This is a genomic window from Nocardioides gansuensis (assembly GCF_003076135.1).
GTDB classification, from domain to species: Bacteria; Actinomycetota; Actinomycetes; order Propionibacteriales; family Nocardioidaceae; genus Nocardioides; species Nocardioides gansuensis.
Map to the genome: position 1 here is coordinate 888,784 of NZ_QDGZ01000001.1, position 17,186 is coordinate 905,969.

Here is a 17,186-nt window from a genome sequence, read left to right on the forward strand (position 1 = left end):
ACGCTACTGGTGGTTGGATCGAGGAGTGGAGTTCACATTCGGGCACACCTGGGTCGTCCCTGCCCCCCTCGAGCGGGTGCACGCTGTGCTGGTCGACCTGGAGCGCTACCCCGAGTGGTGGCCGCAGGTGCTCGCCGTCGCCTCGCTCGGGCCCGACACGGCGCGGGTGCTGTGCCGGTCGTCCCTGCCGTTCACCCTCGACCTGGTGCTGGACGCGGTGCACCGCGAGCCGACGCTGCTGGAGACCGCGCTCGGAGGTGACCTCGACGGCTTCGCCCGGTGGCGGCTCCAGCCCGTCGCCGACGGGACATCGCTCTCCTACCAGCAGGAGGTCGTGGCTCGCGGGGGGCTCGCCCTCGCGGCGCGGGTGGCCGGGCCGGTGCTCCGGTGGAACCACGACCGGATGATGGCCGCATGCCGGGCCGGCCTCGCGGCCCGTGCCTCCGGCTGAGGCTCAGCGCCTGTCGCCCGGGGTCACCCGGGCTTGCGCCAGACGGAGACGTGGCTCTCGCTCTCCGCGGTGAAGGGGCTGCGGTCCCAGCCCGCGAAGCGGGACTCGAGCTCGAGGCCGGCGAGCTGGGCCATCAGGTCGCACTCGGCCGGCCAGATGTAGCGGAAGCTGCCCGAGCTGTGGCGCACACTGCCGTCGGGGTCGCGGTGGTAGTGGTGCGAGGTGCACTCCTGGGTGACCACGTCGTAGGTGTCGAGGACCAGGTGCCCTTCGTCCAGGCTGATCGGCACGGCCGTCTGGCCGGGAGGGAGGCGGCGCAGGGGCGGCACCCAGAGCTCGATGACGAAGCGACCCCCGGGACGCAGGTGACGGGCCGCGTTGCGGAAGCAGGCGACCTGCTCGGCCTGCGTGCGGAGGTTGGAGATCGTGTTCCACACCAGGAAGACCAGGGAGAACTCACCGGGCACCGTCGTCGTCGCCATGTCACCGACCACCACCGGCAGCTCCTGCTCGCTGGCCTTGGTGCGCAGCTGCGCCACCATCGGCTCGGACAGCTCGATGCCTGTGACAGGGACGCCGCGGGCGGCGAGCGGGATGCCCATGCGGCCCGTGCCGATGGCAAGCTCGAGTGCGGAGCCGTCACCCGCGAGCTCCGCGAGGAGGTCGACCGCGGGACCCACCACCTCGGGTGCGAACTCCTCGGCCGCGTCCGTCTCGAAGCGTCGTGCCGTCTCCTCGTCCCACACCTCACTGCTCGTCATGGTGTCCAGCCTCGTCGAGCCGTGGTGTCCGCGTCGACCGGGATTCGGTGGGACGGCGGCCCGCCGGGGCGCAGGCTCCGTCAGGTTGCAGTGCTGACGATCAAGCCGAAGATGACGAGGTCGGTCAGGACGTGGGCGATCCAGGGAGCCAGCAACCCACCCGACCGCAGTCTCATGGCACCCAGGAGCAGGCCGTACACGAAGGCGAGTCCGACTCCGACGGGCCCGTAGGGGTAGCCGTTGAGGTGGAGCATGCCAAAGGCCAATGCCTGCACCAGCACCGCCGTCCACTTGCCGAGCGCATTCCCGAGGTGGTGGAGGACCGCGCCCCGGAAGAGCAGCTCTTCGACGAGTGCGTTGAGGAGTCCGAAGGCGAGGCCGGCGATCACCAGGGACCACGGCGTCATGGTGGTCAGAAAGCTCGCCCCCGCTCCGATACGGGGCGGGGCGGCCCGGGAGAAGACAAGCAGCACCGAGGCCGAGGTCAACACGACGCCGGCCACCATCCAGATCTCTTCGGCGGAGACGCGGCCCAACCGGATGCCGGTGCGATGAGTGTCCGTCTGGTCGCCGGTCAGCGTGCGCGCCAGGAGGTACACCGCAACACCGACCAGCCCCGGCAGCGGCCACCAGGCCAGCTGCCACGGCAACAGCGAGCAGGCGGCGACGGTGCCGGTGAGGCCGAGTCCGAGCTGGGTGCCGCCGCGGTGTCCGGTGACCGCCGCGTACAGGGTCAGCACCGCGAGTCCGGCCAGCAGGAGGCGAGTCGGCCCGTGCCCGAGGTCGGATCCCACCACCGGAGCAAGCGAGCTGAGTGCGACCAGGGACACCGGCACGAGAGCTCCGACGGAGACCGATCCCTGCCGTTGCTTCCCCGCCACGCTTCCAGTGGGCGGGGAAGTAACCAGAGCGCGTTCCCGCACCGCCAGGTCGCCGTCCATCCCGGAAGGGTGGCATAACGAATTCGTAACGAACAGGTCTCGTTCACATATCGGGCGGTCGGAAGCTTGCGAAGTGTGACGCGCTGCGGTCGACCCCTGCAAGCAGGCTTCGGCGGTTGCGCCACGTCCCAGCTCGCGCCCGGCATCCCTTCCGGACTCACCGGTCGAAATCGAGGCGAGCTTCCCTCGACAGTCGGGGTGGCCGGGCTGAGGATGGAAGGGCGAGCCTTCGCGGTGATCCCGGTCTTCATGCAAGGAGGTGCACGATGGGTGACATCGGAACGGAACGGCGGGAGGTCGAGTTCGAGCCGTTGCCGGAGAAGTCAAGGCCATCGCCAGGTCGAGAGCCGGCGACCAGCCCCGCCCCGCCCGCGGCTCCGGCTGCGCCGGAGCCCAGCCGCACCTGAGCCCGTGACCGGGCGCGTCGGCGACGACGGCATGCGCGATCAGGACCCTGCGCTGGTCGTCGGAGAACTGCGCGGGTACCGGCAGTTCGACCTCCGCCACGACGGGCTCTACCCCCGAGTCCATGCCGAGTCCGGGCCGTGGCACACACCGCTGGAGCGGGCCCGTTGCGGTGTCACGCCTGGGCACGCGGCTCCCGCATCGGGGTGTACCTGCGGTCTCTACGCCTGGTACCTCCCGGGCAGCGCCACGGTGGCGCTCGGCCCGGCGAGCGCCGTGGTGGCGGCCTCGGGACGCTGCATCCTCGGTGACCGCGGGTTCCGCGCGGCGGCCGCGCGGATCGAGGCGGTCGCCCTGCCCGGGCACCTGCTGTGGAGACCCTGGGCGGCGGCACGGGTGCGGCGGATGCTGACAGCGCGCTACCCAGAGACGACCGTCTACGCCTCGGCGCGTCGGATGATCCAGGACCATCCACCGCAAGACGTGAGCGGACTCGGCATCAGCCCGCCCGCAGACCGGAGCCGGGGCTACCGGTCCGCGGCGCTCGGCCTCAGCGCAGCCATGATGGTGCCGACGTACGCGCTGTTCCTCATTCCCCGCGACGCGGTAGCGCAGACGGTGTCGGCCGGATGGCCGCTGTTCGTGCTCCTGGTCGTGTTGTGGCAGGCAGGACTTGTCTGGCTGCTCACGCGGCTCCTCGAGCTCCAGACCGATTCGCCAAGGCGTCCCTAGCCTCGACACGGCCACCGATGTGCCGGGACCCCCCTGACAGCCGCGTCCCAACCTCGGCTTGGTCCCGGCGTTCGGGCCGCCCCGACGTCGTCGCCCACGCGTCGCGACAGGAGGAGCGACCGCGACGGACTTGCACCGCTCCACGGGACGCGGCCACACTGTCGGTCGGTGGGGATGGAATAGCAGGAGATTGGCGGGGGCAGGACCGAGAGGGAACCCTTGTCAACGCAACACCCGTGGGGGGCTCAGGCCGCCGACGACCGACACCACGCACGGTCCGCTGATGGGCCGCCCGTCTCGTTCGAGGAACTGTCCTCTCGAGGCGGATAGGCGAAGCCTGATGGATGCATACGCCCTGCAGCGCAGCTGGGACCGGGTGACGAGGCACGGCGAACAGGTGCCGCTGTACTTCTACTCGCACCTCTTCGTCTCCCACCCCGAGGTGCGGTCGATGTTCCCGCTCTCCATGGCGAACCAGCGGGACAAGCTCGTCAGCGCGCTCGGCAGGATCGTCAGCAACGCCGATCGGATCGAGAACGATGCGGACTTCCTGCGACACCTGGGCCGCGACCACCGCAAGTACGCCGTCGTCGCGGAGCATTACAACGCGGTCGGCGCCTCCCTGTGTGCGACGCTGAAGCACTTCCTGGGGTCCGAGTGGGACGAGGAGCTCGCCGCGGACTGGACGGCGGCCTACCAGGTGATCGCGCGGATCATGGTCGAGGCAGCGGAGACAGCCTCCGAGACCAGCCCGGACTGGTGGGACGCCGAGGTGGTGTCGGTCGAGCGACGGACCATGGACCTGACGCTGCTGACGGTCCGGCCCGGGCGCGCGTTCCACTTCCGCCCCGGCCAATCGGTGTCCATGGAGATCCCGCAACGCCCGCGGCAGTGGAGGTACTTCAGCCCGGCGAACGCTCCTCGCCGCGACGGCTCGATCGACCTGCACGTCCAGCAGATCGACGGTGGCCAGGTCAGCACGGCCGTGGTGCGGTCCCTGAAGGTCGGGGACACCGTGAAGCTGGGGGCGCCGGTGGGCGAACGTCTGACGCGGCAGGCCGACGACCCGAGTGACCTGCTGATGGTTGCCGGGGGCACCGGTCTCGCCCCGCTCCGCGCCGTCCTCGAGGAGATCGACCAGGAGTGGCAACGGTCGCGCACCGCCCCGCGGGTGCATCTCCTCCACGGCGTACGGATGCCCTGGCACCTGTACGACCGCCCATGGCTGCGCGAGCTGGCCCAGCGGCGGCCGTGGTTCGAGTACACGGAGGTCGTCTCGGACGACCCGTCGTATCCGGGGACGCGCGGCAAGGTGGGCAAGGTCGCGGCCCGGCAGGCGCTGTACGGGCGCACGGCGATGGTGTGCGGCGGCCCGCAGATGGTCGGGCACACGCTGGAGCAGCTGACCGCCGCCGGCATGCATCCCGAGCGCATCAAGTACGAGCACTTCTACTACGCGGCCGCGGACCAGCACACCGCCGAGGCGGCTCTGACCAGGTCAGGAGACAACAGATGACGAACAGCGACCACCGGGTCTCTCCGCGCTATCAGACACCCGCGTCCATCCGGAGCGAGACGTTCCAGCGTCGGATGCGGGGCCTCGACGCGGACAAGGTCTACGAGTACCTCGACCTGCTGGCGGACCAGGTGCAGGACACGGAGAGAGAGCTCAGCGAATCCCGGACCGAGAACGAACGCCTCCATGCGGAGCTCCAGCGCGTGCGGGCGGAGCTGGACGAGTACGAGCAGGTGGGCGACCGCGTGAACGAACAGGTCGTGCAGCTGTTCAGCCAGGCACAGCTCATTGCCGAGGAGATGGTGGAGGACGTCAGCCGGGACGCCCGCGAGCGCATCGGCGAGGCGCGTGCGCACGAGCGCCAGATCGTCGAGGAGGCCATGAACACGGCGGGGGAGCAGGTCCGTTCCTATGCCCGCACGGCTCAGGCCCAGATGCAGTCGATCATGGAATCGTTCGCCACCGAGGTCGACCGGCTCGGGAGCTCTCCCCGGCCCGGTGACTCGGCCGCCGCTCCGCCCCACCAGAGCGATCCACTCTTCGATGGCCCGAGCGACCAGATCCGCTTCCGGAACGGGAGCGGCCGGTACTATCCGGGCTCCGACTGACCGATGCGGACTCTCCAGAGACCCGTTCCGGCCGAGGACGACGGGCGGTCGCTCCCGCGCGACCACGGGGTGGTAGAGAATCGCCGGCTTCCGGCGCTGCTGCTCGCCGCCGTCGGACTGGCCGTGCCTGGCACCGCCGTCGGCGTGCTCGAGCTCGGGTGGAACGTGCCCACCAGCCCCACGACCGCCGTATCGATCGCGCTGGGGCTGGCCGTGGTCTACCTGGGTGTCCGGATCTACGTCCGCCGCCTCCTTGCGGTCCAGACCGGCGGACATATGGTCCCCGCGACGCCCGGCCTCCGGGTGAGCACGCCCGACCCCGAGCGAAGTCTCCCGAGCGCCGACATCGAGGTGGATCGGGCCGCGGCCGCGGAGTTCCTCGAGCTGTTCCATGCCGAGAACCCCGAGGCAGGGCCAGTGGGGCCGCGGATCGCCGCGGTCATGCGCGAGATCGACATGACCGGGACCTATTGGCACACCCCTGAGGAGCTGACGTTCGGCGCCCGCGTCGCCTGGCGCAACAACGCACGGTGCATCGGTCGGCTGTACTGGCGCAGCCTGCAGGTGCGCGATCTGAGGACAGTGTCCGACGCCGCCGGCGTCGCCCGGCACTGCTTCGAGCACCTGCGAGCGGCCAACAACGGCGGGAAGATCCGTCCGATGATCAGCGTGTTCGCTCCGGAGACCCCGCTTCGACCGGCCCCCAGGATCTGGAACGAGCAACTCATCCGGTACGCCGGGTACGAGCAGCCGAACGGGCGTGTCCTCGGGGACCCCCGCTATCGAACCTTCACGAGCCAGCTGATCCAGCGCGGGTGGCGGCCGCCCGAACCCCTGGGAGCCTTCGACGTGCTCCCGCTCGTCGTGGAGACCGTCGATGAGGGTCCGCAGATGTTCCAGCTCCCGGGTCAGGCGGTACACGAGGTCCCGCTCGAGCACCCCGAGCTCGCCTGGTTCGCCGAGTTGGGCATGCGGTGGCACGCGGTCCCGGTCATCAGCAACAACCGGCTCGTCATCGGCGGTGTCTCCTACCCGGCCGCACCCTTCAACGGCTGGTACATGGGCACCGAGATCGGGGCCCGCAACCTGGGCGACAGCGACCGCTACGACCTGGTCCCGACCGTTGCGGAACGGATGGGGCTGGACACCTCGCACGAGGCGACGCTGTGGCGAGACCAGGCCTTGGTCGAGATCAACCGTGCGGTGCTGCACTCGTTCCGTGCGAACGGCGTGACCATCAGCGACCACCACACCGAGTCCCGAAGGTTCCTCACCCACCTGGAGAGGGAGGAGCGGGCAGGTCGCCGGTGCCCCGCCGATTGGAGCTGGATCGTGCCGCCGATGTCCGGCTCGCAAACCCCGGTCTTCCACCGCTACTACGACGCCGAACACCGGGTGCCGAACTTCTTCGCGGACGACGAGGCCGCAGGCCGGGCGCTCCAGGGCGGTCCGCCGGCCTTCCGCGGTCCCCGAGTGCTTGCGCGTTGACGCCGGTCCTCTGCTGACCGGCGCGCTTTCCCGGTCCCTCAGGCGCGGTCGCGCAGGTATGCGAGCACGGCGAGGACCCGGCGGTTGTGAGTGGTGTCGTCGGGGATGCCGAGCTTCGTCAGGATGCTGGGCACGTGCGTCGGGGGAGCCGTGCCGACCGCTGAGCACCACGCCTTGGAGGTCCGGGCGCGTCGTCAGGTGCGACGCTGAGGGGTCCTGCCGAAGGGCTGGGTCACGGGGTCGACGATCGGTGGGGGAGGCACCGGAAGGGTCACCTCGTCGTCGACCTTGAGCGTCACTGGCGTCCCGTGGTGCGAGGTCTCGACGGGGTCGCCGGCGAGGAGCCGGTACGTCGCGGCCTGTGCCGCTGCGCGGTCGCTCTCGTCGCGGTGGACGTCGACGATGAGCGTCCTTCGGTTGAACATCATGCGGAAGCACAGGCGAGACAGCTTCGGCGGTAGCCGGGGAGCGAAGGTGATATGGCCGGAGTGGTCGCGCATTCCGCCGAAGCCGGCGACGGCCACCGCCCAGGTGCTCGCGGCAGCGGCGATGTGGACGCCGTCGTCCACGTTCCCGTGGACGTTGAGGATGTCGGTGAACGCGGCCTCGGTCCAGTAGTCGTAGGCCAGGTCCAGGTGTCCCACTTCGGCGGCGATGATGGCTTGGGGTGCGGCGGACAGCGACGAGTCCCGCACCGTGCGGGCCTCGTAGTAGGCGAAGTTCCGTGCCTTCTCCTGCGGGGTGAAGGCGTCGCCGCGCAGGTGCATGGCCAGGACGAGGTCTGCCTGCTTGACCACCTGCTTGCGGTACAGCTGGAAGTACGGGTGGTGCAGCAGCAGGGGGTAGTCCTCGGGAGGTGTCGCTTCGAAGTCCCACTCCCCGTGATCGGTGAACCCCTCGGACTGGGGATGCACGCCGAGCTTGTCGTCGTAGGGCAACCGCACGACGTCCGCCGCGGCCTGCCACCGGTCCATCTCGTGGGGGCTGACCTCGAGCCTGGCCGCTACCTCGGGCCAGCGGGTGCAGGCCTCGGCTGCGGCCCGCAGGTTCCGCTGGGCCATCAGGTTGGTGAAGACGTTGTCGTCGACCACGGCGGTGTACTCGTCCGGGCCTGTGACCCCGTCGATCCGGAAGCAGTCCTCGGAGGCAAAGTGGCCAAGGGATGCCCATAGCCGAGCGGTCTGCACGAGCAGCTCGACGCCGTGCGTCATGGCGAACTCCTGGTCGCCGGTGGCCGCGATGTACCGGGCGGTCGCGTCGGCGATGTCGGCGTTGACGTGGAACGCCGCGGTGCCCGCCGGCCAGTACCCGGAGCACTCCTCGCCGTGGATGGTCCGCCACGGGAATGCCGCGCCACCCAGGCCCAGCTCCGCAGCGCGCGCCATGGCCGTCGGCAGCGTGTTGTGGCGCCAGGTGAGCGCACCTTTGGCGGCCTCCGGCGTCGTGTACGTCAGCATCGGCAGCACGAACGTCTCGGTGTCCCAGAAGGCGTGGCCGTCGTACCCGGGGCCGGTCAGGCCCTTGGCGGGGATGGCTTGGGACTCGGTCCGCGCCCCTGCCTGGAGCACGTGGAACATCGAGACCCGCACCGCCTGCTGCAGTGCCGGGTCACCCTCGATCTGGACGTCGCCCCGTTCCCAGAACCGGTCCAGGTATTCCCGCTGCTGGGCGGCCAGCGCGTCCCAGCCGGCGAGCCTAGCCACAGCGAGGGCGGCGTCCACCTGATCACGCAGGGCGGCGGCGGATCGCCGGCTCGACCACCCGTACGCGAGCAGCTTCACCACGCGCAAACGCTGCCCCCGCAGCAACTGACAGGTGACCGTCAGGCGGGCCAGGTCCTCCTCCGATTCCATGGTGGTCACCGCGTCGGTAGGGAGGTCGAGCAGGTGGTCCATCCCGGCGGCGACGCGGAGGCGGCTGCGCGCGGTGCCGTGCACCAGGACGGCGCGGTGCCCGTCGCTGTCGGTCAGCTCTCCGCGCAGCGGCCGCGTCAGGGGCGCGGGGTCGCGCGGGTCGCGGGAGGCTTCGACAGCCTCGTCGTTCGCGAGCAGGTCGGACTGGAGCGCCATGTAGAACCCGTCGTCGAGCGGTTCGACCTCGTACGAGATGGCCGCGAGCACGCGCTGGGTGAAGGAGACCAGCCGTCGCGACGTGACGCGGACGGCCGAGCCGTTCGGTGCCGTCCAGTCGGTTCGACGCTCGAGAACGCCGGCGCGCAGGTCCAGGGCACGCTCATGGAAGTCGACCCGGCCGTACCGCAGGTCGAAGGGCGAGTCTCCGACGTGGAGCCGGATGAGCTTGCCGTCGGTCACATTGACGATCGTCTGGCCGGACTCCGGGAAGCCGTACCCCGCCTCGGGGTGGGGGAGCGGGCGCTCCTCGAAGAAGCCGCTGATGTACGTGCCCGGCACGACGCGCGGCTCGCCCTCCTCCAACGAGCCGCGCAGGCCGATGTGCCCGTTCGACAGCGCGAACAGGGACTCACACGCGGCCAGATCCGCCGGGTCGATCCTCGCCGTCCGCAGTCGCCACGGATCCACGTGGAAGGCTCGTGCCGCCTTCTGTGCCCCGTTGTTCACGACGAGTCCAACAGCTGCGAGAGATCGTCCACGACCACGTCCGCTCCGCTCTCACGAAGGGCGTCTGCCTGTCCGCCGCGATCCACGCCCACCACGAGTCCAAAGCCACCTGCCCGGCCCGCGGCGACGCCGGCCCGCGCATCCTCGAAGACAGCGGCCTCAGCCGGTTCGACGCCGAGGCGGCGGGCGGCCTCCAGGAAGGTGTCCGGAGCAGGCTTGCCCGATAGACCCTCCCGGTCGGCGACCACGCCGTCCACGCGCTGGTCGATGAGATGCTCGATGCCGGCGGCGCGGATCACCTCGGCTCCGTTGGCCGACGATGTCACGACCGCGGTCGGGATGCCCGAACCGTGCACGACTCGCAGATAGGCAACCGACCCGGGGAACACCTGCACGCCGTGCTCCTCCAGCCGCTTGAGCAGCAGGACATTCTTCCGGCTAGCGATCCCGCTGACGGTGTCTGCGTCGGGGGAGTCGCCGGGTGACCCCTCCGCTGGAGTGATCCCACGCGCGGCCAGGAAATCACGGACCCCGTCACGGCGCGGCTTGCCGTCCACGAACCGCGCGTAGTCCTCGTCCGTGAACGGCGGCTGGCCCGCCGAGACCAGCAGCGGGTCGAAGACGTCGCGCCAGGCAGCCCGGTGCACCGAGGCGGTCCGCGTCAGCACCCCGTCCAGATCGAACAGACAGGCCTGGATGCCGTCGGGAAGTCCGAAACGGCTCATGAGCGCAACCTACCGCCGCCCCGCCAGGAAATACCGCGTCGGCCGAATGCGGCGTGAGGGGCGCCGGCTGCGCATCCCGACGGATGCTGCTGCTGACCAGCGCATCGCTGGTCAGTGGGACAAGTGGGAGCGGATGCCGTGGACGCCGGCGACGCCACGCACCGCGTCCTCGATCTGGTGGGCAGCCTCGGGAGATTCGATGTCGCCGTGCAGGATCGCGATGCCGTTCTCGACAGTCACGTTGATGCGGGAGCTGTGGAGCTGCTTCTCCAGCGGGCCGATGGTTGACCGGATGCGGTCGGCGAGGACCGAGTCATCGACGGTGGCGCTGGGGTGGCGCCGAGTAGCCCGATACGTCAAGCCCTTGGCTTGGTTGACGGTGCGATGCAGATATGGTCTGGCGTTCTTGGTCAGGGACTTTGAACGCGTGGCCAGCCAGCCGCTGATGGTGGCTGCGGACATACCTGCGACCCAGGCGCTCTTGCGCATTCGAATCACTTCCCTCGATCCCGAGTTTACGTCGCGGTCCGCTCGATGCCTGGCGGCCAGCTCTGCATGCATGTGGTTGTCCAGACTCCTAGTCACGAGCCGGGGCGTCTGCCCTCGAGCCGGTGATGACCCAGCGGGGCGGCTCGACGAAGTCCCCGTCGGGCAGCCACTGTTGGATGACCTTCATGGCATCGCCCCACATCGGACCCGCCTCGGTGCTGCCGAAGGCCTCGGTGATGCGCTCCCCACCGACGACCTGGCCGTTCAGGGTGATCCAGTGGCCGTCGCGGTTGGCGCCGGCGATCATGGCGGCCGTAGCCAGGTCGGGCGTGTAGCCGATGAACCACACGGCCATGTTGTCCTCGATCGTTCCGGTCTTGCCGGCGGAGGGCTGGTCCAGTGCGATGCCGGCGCTGTGTCCGAAGCCGCCGGGCTCCTGGACCCCTCGAAGCACCTCGTTGACGGCGTCCGCCACATGGGTGCGCAGGACGCGTTCGCACCGCGGAGGATAGGTCTGCACGACGCCGCCGGCCGGGTCCCGCACCTCGATGACGGGGGTGCTGGCACAGTGCACGCCGCGTGCGGCGAAGGTGGCGAAGGCCTCGGCCATGGACAGCGGGTTTGTCTCCGCCACCCCCAGGGTGAACGACGGAATCTGCTGCCGGTCCGGGTCGCCCAGCTCGATCCCCATCCGTTCGGCCAGCTGGTAGGGCTCGCAGAGTCCGGTGCGCTGCTCCAGCTGGGCGTAGAACGTGTTCACCGACTGGCGGGTCCCGGTGATCAGGTTGAACGTCCCGGAGCCGGTCGAGTTCCGAGGCCGCCAGATCTCGGTGCTCCGGAGTCTTCCGTCGCACCCGGTGAACTCGTTGACCGGGAGTGAGATCCGGCTCGGTGCGTGGATCCGGGTGGTCAGCGGGATCCCCTGGTTGATGGCGGCGGACAGCACGAAGACCTTGAAGGTCGAACCCGCCTGGAACCCCCGCGCGTCGCCGTACGCCGGTGGCACCAGGTAGTTCAGGTATGTCTCTCCGCGGCTCCGGTCCTTGCCCATCGGCCGGGACTGGGCCAGAGCGCGGACGGCTCCTGTGCCGGGCTCCACCATCGCGAGTCCGCCGATCGCCTGGTCGGTCGGGTGCACGTGCCTGGCCACCGACTCGTCGGCGGCTCGCTGCATCCCCATGTCGAGCGTCGTCGCGATGCTGAGCCCGGCGGTGTTCAACGTCCGCTCCCGCTGCGCGGCGGTGCCGCCGAGGGCGTCGTCGCGGAGCAGGTACTCGTAGGCGTACTCGCAGAAGAACGGGGCTGCCGAGGCCACACAGCCGTTCTCCGCCGGGGTGAGCCGCAGGCCCAGTCCCCGGCTGCTCAGTCGGTCGGCCGTCGCCGAGGAGATCATGCCCAGCTCCGCCATCCGGTCGAGTACCAGGTCGCGACGCTCCCGCGCGTCTTCTGGTACCTCGGTCGGGTCGTACTGCGTGGGGTTCCTGATCAGGCCCGCGAGGAGGGCGGCCTGAGGAAGGTCCAGCTCGGAGGCGGATCGGGAGAAGAAGTGCTGAGCTGCGGTCTCCACGCCATGGGCGCCGTCGCCGAAGTACGCCAGGTTGAGGTAGCGCTCGAGGATCCAGTCCTTCGGGTAGTCCCGCTCCAGCCCGATCGCGTACCGCAGCTCCCGGACCTTCCGGTCGTACGTCGGCGCGGTCGCGGCCTCTTCCTCCGCTTTGCTGTCCGCCTGGTTCACCAAGGTGAGCTTCACCAGCTGCTGGGTGATCGTGGAGCCGCCCTGCACCACCTCGTCCTGGGCCTGGTTCTGCACGAACGCTCGCAGCGTCCCCTGCAGGTCCAGGGGTCCGTGCTCGTAGAACCGGTGATCCTCGATGGCCAGGACCGCCTTGCGCATGACCGGCGCGATGTCCGCGAGGGGTACGACGATCCGGTTCTGGTCGAAGAACAGAGCCACCTCGTTGCCGTGCTGGTCCAGCAACCGGCTCCGCTGTGGCAGCGGCTCCATCGGCAGCTCGGTGGGCAGCGCGTCGGAGTACTGCTCGAGAAAGCGCACTGCCAGGGCACCCACCGCCAGGAACGGCGCCACTGTGCCCGCCAGCAGGATGCCGATGGTCACCGAAATGGCAACCATGGTCATCAACCGCGACACCGCCGGGGCGACCGACATCCCAACCGCCTGACCGAGCCGCCCTAGCCGCAAACCGCGGACGAGGGCGGTGAACTTCCTATGAGCCGATCTTCTCTCCTCGGACAAAATCTCCAGCGGTCCAGCAATCCAGCAATCCAGCGGCCGATGCCAGGGCCACGGACCCGGCCGGCAACAGCGTCGCGACCACCGCCTACACCGAGAACGACAACGACCGCGACTTCTAGCCCGGAGGGCTCAGCGGGTCAGGGTCCGGGTGCGCCGGGCCAGCACCACCCAGGTGGCCACGGTGAACACCACGGCGAACACCGTGAGGATGAGCCAGTACGTGGAGACCTCGCGGCTGCCGGTGTCGCCGTACGCCGCGAGCAGCGGCGGGCCCAGCGGCGAACCACCCTCGGCGAAGAGCGTCCGGACGCCGAGGTCGACCCCGATCGCCTCGAACGCCCACCGGTCCGGCATCAGCACGCTCATCGCCCGGCCCGCCCACGCCATCACGGGGACCGGCACGATGGCGCCCGAGAACAGCACCGCGGGGAAGCAGAGCATCGGCAGGATCAGCGTGGCCTGCGACGGTGAGGGGACGACGGCGGAGGCGAGCAAGCCCAGCGCGAGTGCCGCCGCGGCATTGAGGGCGAGGGTGACGGTCAGCGACCCGTAGGTGGCGAGCCCCGCCTCGGGCAGTCGGTCGAGGACCCGCAACACCGCCAGCATCAGTACGTCGACCAGGACCAGGAACGGCAGCAGCACCGCCGTCTTGGCCAGGATGTAGGGACCCAGTCGCAGCCCGACCAGCCGCTCACGGCGCAGGATCGCGAACTCGGTGCAGATCTGGAGCAGTCCGTAGGTGAGACCGAAGAAGAAGACCCCGAACGCGATCCAGAACACGATCATGATCACCGCGGTCGGGCTCGGGTCCGTTGCATCGAACGCCGCGGGCTTGAAGAGCACCGCGAACATCGCGACCACCATGGCGGGCGATCCCAGCAGGATCGCCATGGTGAGCCGGTTGTGCAGCAGGGTCGCGGCCGTCCGTCGAGTCAGGACCTGCCACTGACGCAGCGGACCGGCCGGAGGTCGTACGGCGGGGGGTGTGGAGGCCGGCGGTTGGGGGCGGCCGGGGGTGGTCGCGGCGCGTTCGGCCGCCCAGCGAGTCCCCCACACCTCGGGGCTGCGCTCGGTGGCGATCCGCTGGTAGATCTGCTCGAGCCGGTCCACGCCGAAGTAGTCCAGCGCCTGCGACGCCGTTCCCGAGAAGGCGAGGCGTCCGCCCGGTGCCAGGAAGACCAGCCGGTCCGCGGCCGCCAGGTCCTGTACGGCGTGACTGGTGAGGACGACCGTGCTGCCCTCGTCGGCCAGCCGGCGCAGCAGCGCCAGCAGATCGGCACCTGTCGCGGGGTCCAGCCCGGACGTCGGCTCGTCGAGGAAGAAGACGCGGGGGCCGGTCAGGAGCTCGACGGCGAGACTGGCCCGCTTCCGCTGCCCGCCGCTCAGCGCCGCGACCCGGGTGGCAGCGTGGTCGGTGAGGTTGAGCTCGGCCATCGAGCGGGCCACCGCGTCGTCGACCTCGGCCGGGGACGCCCCGGGCAGACGCAGGGCGGCCGAGAAGCGCAGGGTCCGCTCGAGTGGCAGCTCCTCGTGGACGATGTCGTCCTGTGGGACGTAGCCGAGCATGGTGCGGAACCGCGGCGCCTCCCGGTGTGCGTCGATGCCGTCGAAGTGGACCTGGCCCCGGTCCAGGGCCGCAAGCCCGGCCAGGGCCTCCAGCAGGGTGGTCTTGCCAGCCCCGCTGCCACCGGCGATGACCACCAGCTCACCGGGCTGGATGGTCAGGCAGACGTCTTGCAGCACAGCCCGTCCCGACGGCGTACGACGACACAGGGCTTCCGCCTCGATGCGCACCCCAGTCACCAGGGCACCGTTCGTTCTGCCTGGGCATCCGGGTAGTCGGGCGCAGCCACAGCGAAGGAAACTACCGCCAAGCCGGCACGGACATCCGCCTTATGCCGGAAGTCCCCGGGTGGTCGCGGGCGCACCGGCGGGCCCCGCGATCCGTGATCACCAAATTGGGGCTGCCCACGCAGCATCAGCGGTCCTAGCGTCGGAGGGGTGGTCACCCCATGGCGACCACGTACCCCGGGAGGTAGTCGTGGCATCGATCGACTCGCAGAACATCGGGACACCGCACGAGACAAGGCCGTTCCGCGCACACGGGCACATGGACATCGTCACCCTCGGTGACTTCACGCTCGGCAAGGGCACCTTCGAGCCTGGCTGGCGCTGGTCGGACGACGTCAAACCGATCGTGGGAACCGATTCGTGCCAGGTCCGGCACACCGGGATCTGCGTCTCGGGCAGCATGACGGTGCGCATGGACGACGGCACGGAGGCCACCGTCGGCCCAGGCGACGTCATGCTGATCGAGCCGGGACACGACGCCTGGGTCGTGGGCGATGAGCCCTGCGTGCTCTACGACACCGGCGTGGCGGCCTACGCAAAGCCGCAGTAGCACGCAAAGCCGCAGTAGCACTGGGGCCGGGCGACCTGCAGACGGGGGCCGAGCCCGCCCTTGGTGGGCTCGGCCCAAAGGAAGTGGTCGTCAGGCCATCTCGGGGACGTGGAGGTGCGCATAGGCCAGGTCGAACTCCTGCACGTCGACGATCTCGCCACCCGCGTCGCTCGCGGCCCGGCTGCGCAAGTCGTCGGCCGCTGAGCGGCTGGCTTCCATCGCGGCGCGGTCCTCCCAGGTCGTGGTGGCGCAGCACAGGCCGGTCGACCGGTTCACCAGCAGGCTGGCACCGCAGGATCCAGGGATCTGCTCGAGCTGGGGAAGGATCCCGACGCGGAACGTCTCCGACAGGGCGTCGAGGTCTCCTTGCAGCCAGCTCACTCGGCAGCACTCGCCGTGTTGGGTGCGGTGCATCGCGGCGATCTCCCACACGTCGACCTGCATGGAGCCGCCGAAGATGTCGCGGCCGCGATCGCGGATCGGGCGTAGCTGCTCATCGCTCGAGCGCATGGCGGCCTCGCTCTCCCACGAAGTGGTGGCGATGCACTTCCCGGTCTCTCGGTCGACGAGCAACGACAGACCGCGACAGCCCTCGATCTGGTCGAGCATGGGTACGACCTCGTCCTTGACGAACGCAATGCCGGCCTCGATGTTGTCGGGCCTGCCGTGGAACGTGGTGGAACGTGCGTACACAGCCAGCTCCTCTCTGAGACGGGGCGGCGCCCGGACCGGCACCGCCGGTTCATCCCTGTCTACTCCCCGGGGCGCGCGGAGGCTATAGCCCCTCTGTGCTCCCCCGCAGCCCGGCCTGCGCACCCCCATCACGCGCGCCGACATGGCGCCCCCGTCCGCTTATGAGCACACGCGGGGCGCAGCACTCACGGCTGGCCAATTTGGGTCATTCTTGACTCGTTCTGTGACCAAGTCTGACTGCGTCAGTCACACTTGCTGGATGGATGCCCGGCAGGCTGAGCTGCTTCGGTCGATCGACCCGGCGACGTTGGGTCGGCGGGTGCGTGCTGCCCGGGTGGCGGGGGGGCTGACCCAGACCGAGCTGGCGGGCTCGGAGGTTTCGGTCGGGTATGTCTCGCGGATCGAGTCGGGGCATCGTCGGCCCAATGGCAGGGTGCTGGTCGAGCTGGCCGCCCGGCTCGGTGTTTCGGTGGAGGAGCTGCTGGTCGGGGCCGCGCCGCGCGAGCTCGACGAGATCCGGCTGGCGCTGGACTTCGCCGAGCTGTCGCTGGAGTCGGGGGAGCCGGTGGAGGCTGAGGCCCGTGCCGCGGAGGCGCTGGCTCGTGCGGAGTCGGCGTCGCTGGATGACCTGGCCGACCGGGCCGGTTTCCTGCACGCCCGGGCGCTGGAGGCGTTGGGCCGGCTCGATGATGCGATCCTGGAGCTGGAGGCGCTGGTCGGGCGGAGCACGAGCGGGCTGGTCCAGGTCCGGGCCGGGATTGCGCTCAGTCGCAGCTACCGGGACTCGGGTGACCTGACGAAGGCGATCGAGGCCGGCGAGGGGATCCTCGACCGGCTGGCCGGCACCGCGCTGGAGCAGGCCGATGAGTCGGTGCAGCTCGCGGTGACCGTCGCGGCCGCCTACTTCGAGCGTGGCGACTCCGGTCATGCGGTGCGGGTGTGCCGGACCGCGGTGGCCAAGGCGGAGGCGCTCGGGTCCGCGACCGCGCGGGCCTCGGCGTACTGGAACGCCAGCCTGATGGAGGCCGACCGCGGCGCTATCGGTGACGCGGTGCTGCTGGCGGAGCGGGCGCTGGCCCTGCTGGGCGAGGGCCGCGATGCCCGGAACCTGGCTCGGCTGCGGACCCAGCTCGGCACGATGCA

General features: G+C 70.1%; 15 protein-coding genes. 7 read left to right on the forward strand and 8 right to left on the reverse strand.

The genetic code is table 11. The features are described 5' to 3' along the window. Positions 1-25 precede the first annotated feature (25 nt). Positions 26-451 carry an SRPBCC family protein gene (locus tag DDE18_RS04170; protein WP_116570922.1) on the forward strand — a complete coding sequence of 142 codons (426 nt, stop codon included), beginning with the start codon at positions 26-28 and terminating at the stop codon, positions 449-451. A gap of 23 nt (positions 452-474) precedes the next feature. Here the strand turns inward: DDE18_RS04170 and DDE18_RS04175 are convergent, their stop codons facing one another. After that, positions 475-1,212, reverse strand: coding sequence for a class I SAM-dependent DNA methyltransferase (locus tag DDE18_RS04175; protein WP_116570923.1), 738 nt, complete (start codon positions 1,210-1,212; stop codon positions 475-477). A gap of 80 nt (positions 1,213-1,292) precedes the next feature. Continuing rightward, positions 1,293-2,093 (reverse strand): CPBP family intramembrane glutamic endopeptidase, encoded by an 801-nt coding sequence (locus DDE18_RS22795; protein WP_165821015.1) that lies wholly within the window; start codon positions 2,091-2,093, stop codon positions 1,293-1,295. A 471-nt stretch (positions 2,094-2,564) separates the two neighbouring features. Between DDE18_RS22795 and DDE18_RS22800 the strand changes: the two genes are divergently transcribed. The 4 genes from DDE18_RS22800 (at position 2,565) to DDE18_RS04200 (ending at position 6,902) form a co-directional block, all read left to right on the forward strand. After that, a complete protein-coding gene (locus DDE18_RS22800; RefSeq protein WP_165821016.1) occupies positions 2,565-3,290 on the forward strand; it encodes a hypothetical protein in 726 nt (241 codons plus the stop codon). 340 nt (positions 3,291-3,630) lie between these two features. Further along, positions 3,631-4,806 carry a globin domain-containing protein gene (locus DDE18_RS04190; protein WP_165821017.1) on the forward strand — a complete coding sequence of 392 codons (1,176 nt, stop codon included), beginning with the start codon at positions 3,631-3,633 and terminating at the stop codon, positions 4,804-4,806. Next, positions 4,803-5,414: a DivIVA domain-containing protein gene (locus DDE18_RS04195; RefSeq protein WP_165821018.1), complete on the forward strand. Its 612-nt coding sequence runs from the start codon at positions 4,803-4,805 to the stop codon at positions 5,412-5,414. The genes DDE18_RS04190 and DDE18_RS04195 overlap by 4 nt, the downstream gene beginning before the upstream one ends. A 3-nt stretch (positions 5,415-5,417) precedes the next feature. Further along, a complete protein-coding gene (locus DDE18_RS04200; RefSeq protein WP_245916430.1) occupies positions 5,418-6,902 on the forward strand; it encodes a nitric oxide synthase oxygenase in 1,485 nt (494 codons plus the stop codon). A 194-nt stretch (positions 6,903-7,096) separates the two neighbouring features. Here DDE18_RS04200 and DDE18_RS04210 read toward each other — a convergent pair whose 3' ends face one another. The 5 genes from DDE18_RS04210 to DDE18_RS04230 form a co-directional block, all read right to left on the reverse strand. Continuing rightward, the gene (locus DDE18_RS04210; protein WP_116570927.1) at positions 7,097-9,481 is read right to left on the reverse strand and encodes a glycoside hydrolase family 65 protein; all 2,385 of its coding nucleotides are present in this window, start codon (positions 9,479-9,481) and stop codon (positions 7,097-7,099) included. Next, positions 9,478-10,206, reverse strand: coding sequence for an HAD family hydrolase (locus DDE18_RS04215; protein ID WP_116570928.1), 729 nt, complete (start codon positions 10,204-10,206; stop codon positions 9,478-9,480). The genes DDE18_RS04210 and DDE18_RS04215 overlap by 4 nt, the downstream gene beginning before the upstream one ends. A gap of 111 nt (positions 10,207-10,317) precedes the next feature. Beyond that, a complete protein-coding gene (locus tag DDE18_RS04220; RefSeq protein ID WP_116570929.1) occupies positions 10,318-10,767 on the reverse strand; it encodes a BON domain-containing protein in 450 nt (149 codons plus the stop codon). A gap of 16 nt (positions 10,768-10,783) precedes the next feature. Continuing rightward, a complete protein-coding gene (locus DDE18_RS04225; RefSeq protein WP_116570930.1) occupies positions 10,784-12,862 on the reverse strand; it encodes a transglycosylase domain-containing protein in 2,079 nt (692 codons plus the stop codon). Between the two features lie 216 nt (positions 12,863-13,078). Continuing rightward, positions 13,079-14,752, reverse strand: a complete 1,674-nt coding sequence (locus DDE18_RS04230) for an ATP-binding cassette domain-containing protein (protein ID WP_170313258.1) — start codon at positions 14,750-14,752, stop codon at positions 13,079-13,081. 307 nt (positions 14,753-15,059) lie between these two features. On the opposite strand from DDE18_RS04230, the gene DDE18_RS04235 reads away from it, so the two are divergent. Beyond that, the gene (locus DDE18_RS04235) at positions 15,060-15,350 is read left to right on the forward strand and encodes a cupin domain-containing protein (RefSeq protein ID WP_245916431.1); all 291 of its coding nucleotides are present in this window, start codon (positions 15,060-15,062) and stop codon (positions 15,348-15,350) included. Between the two features lie 90 nt (positions 15,351-15,440). Here the strand turns inward: DDE18_RS04235 and DDE18_RS04240 are convergent, their stop codons facing one another. Then, on the reverse strand, positions 15,441-16,043 hold the full coding sequence (locus DDE18_RS04240) for an antibiotic biosynthesis monooxygenase (RefSeq protein ID WP_116570933.1): 603 nt from the start codon (positions 16,041-16,043) through the stop codon (positions 15,441-15,443). Positions 16,044-16,302: 259 nt separating this feature from the next. On the opposite strand from DDE18_RS04240, the gene DDE18_RS04245 reads away from it, so the two are divergent. Then, a partial coding sequence (locus DDE18_RS04245) for a helix-turn-helix domain-containing protein (RefSeq protein ID WP_165821019.1) occupies positions 16,303-17,186 on the forward strand: 884 nt, incomplete at its 3' end.

Coding starts and splice junctions, on each gene's coding strand:
- DDE18_RS04225 (WP_116570930.1), bottom strand. CDS start 12,862: ATGTCGGTCGCCCCGGCGGTGTCGCGGTTGATGACCATGGTTGCCATT.
- DDE18_RS04175 (WP_116570923.1), bottom strand. CDS start 1,212: ATGACGAGCAGTGAGGTGTGGGACGAGGAGACGGCACGACGCTTCGAG.
- DDE18_RS04195 (WP_165821018.1), top strand. CDS start 4,803: ATGACGAACAGCGACCACCGGGTCTCTCCGCGCTATCAGACACCCGCG.
- DDE18_RS04220 (WP_116570929.1), bottom strand. CDS start 10,767: ATGCATGCAGAGCTGGCCGCCAGGCATCGAGCGGACCGCGACGTAAAC.
- DDE18_RS04235 (WP_245916431.1), top strand. CDS start 15,060: ATGGACATCGTCACCCTCGGTGACTTCACGCTCGGCAAGGGCACCTTC.
- DDE18_RS04200 (WP_245916430.1), top strand. CDS start 5,418: ATGCGGACTCTCCAGAGACCCGTTCCGGCCGAGGACGACGGGCGGTCG.
- DDE18_RS04190 (WP_165821017.1), top strand. CDS start 3,631: ATGGATGCATACGCCCTGCAGCGCAGCTGGGACCGGGTGACGAGGCAC.
- DDE18_RS04215 (WP_116570928.1), bottom strand. CDS start 10,206: ATGAGCCGTTTCGGACTTCCCGACGGCATCCAGGCCTGTCTGTTCGAT.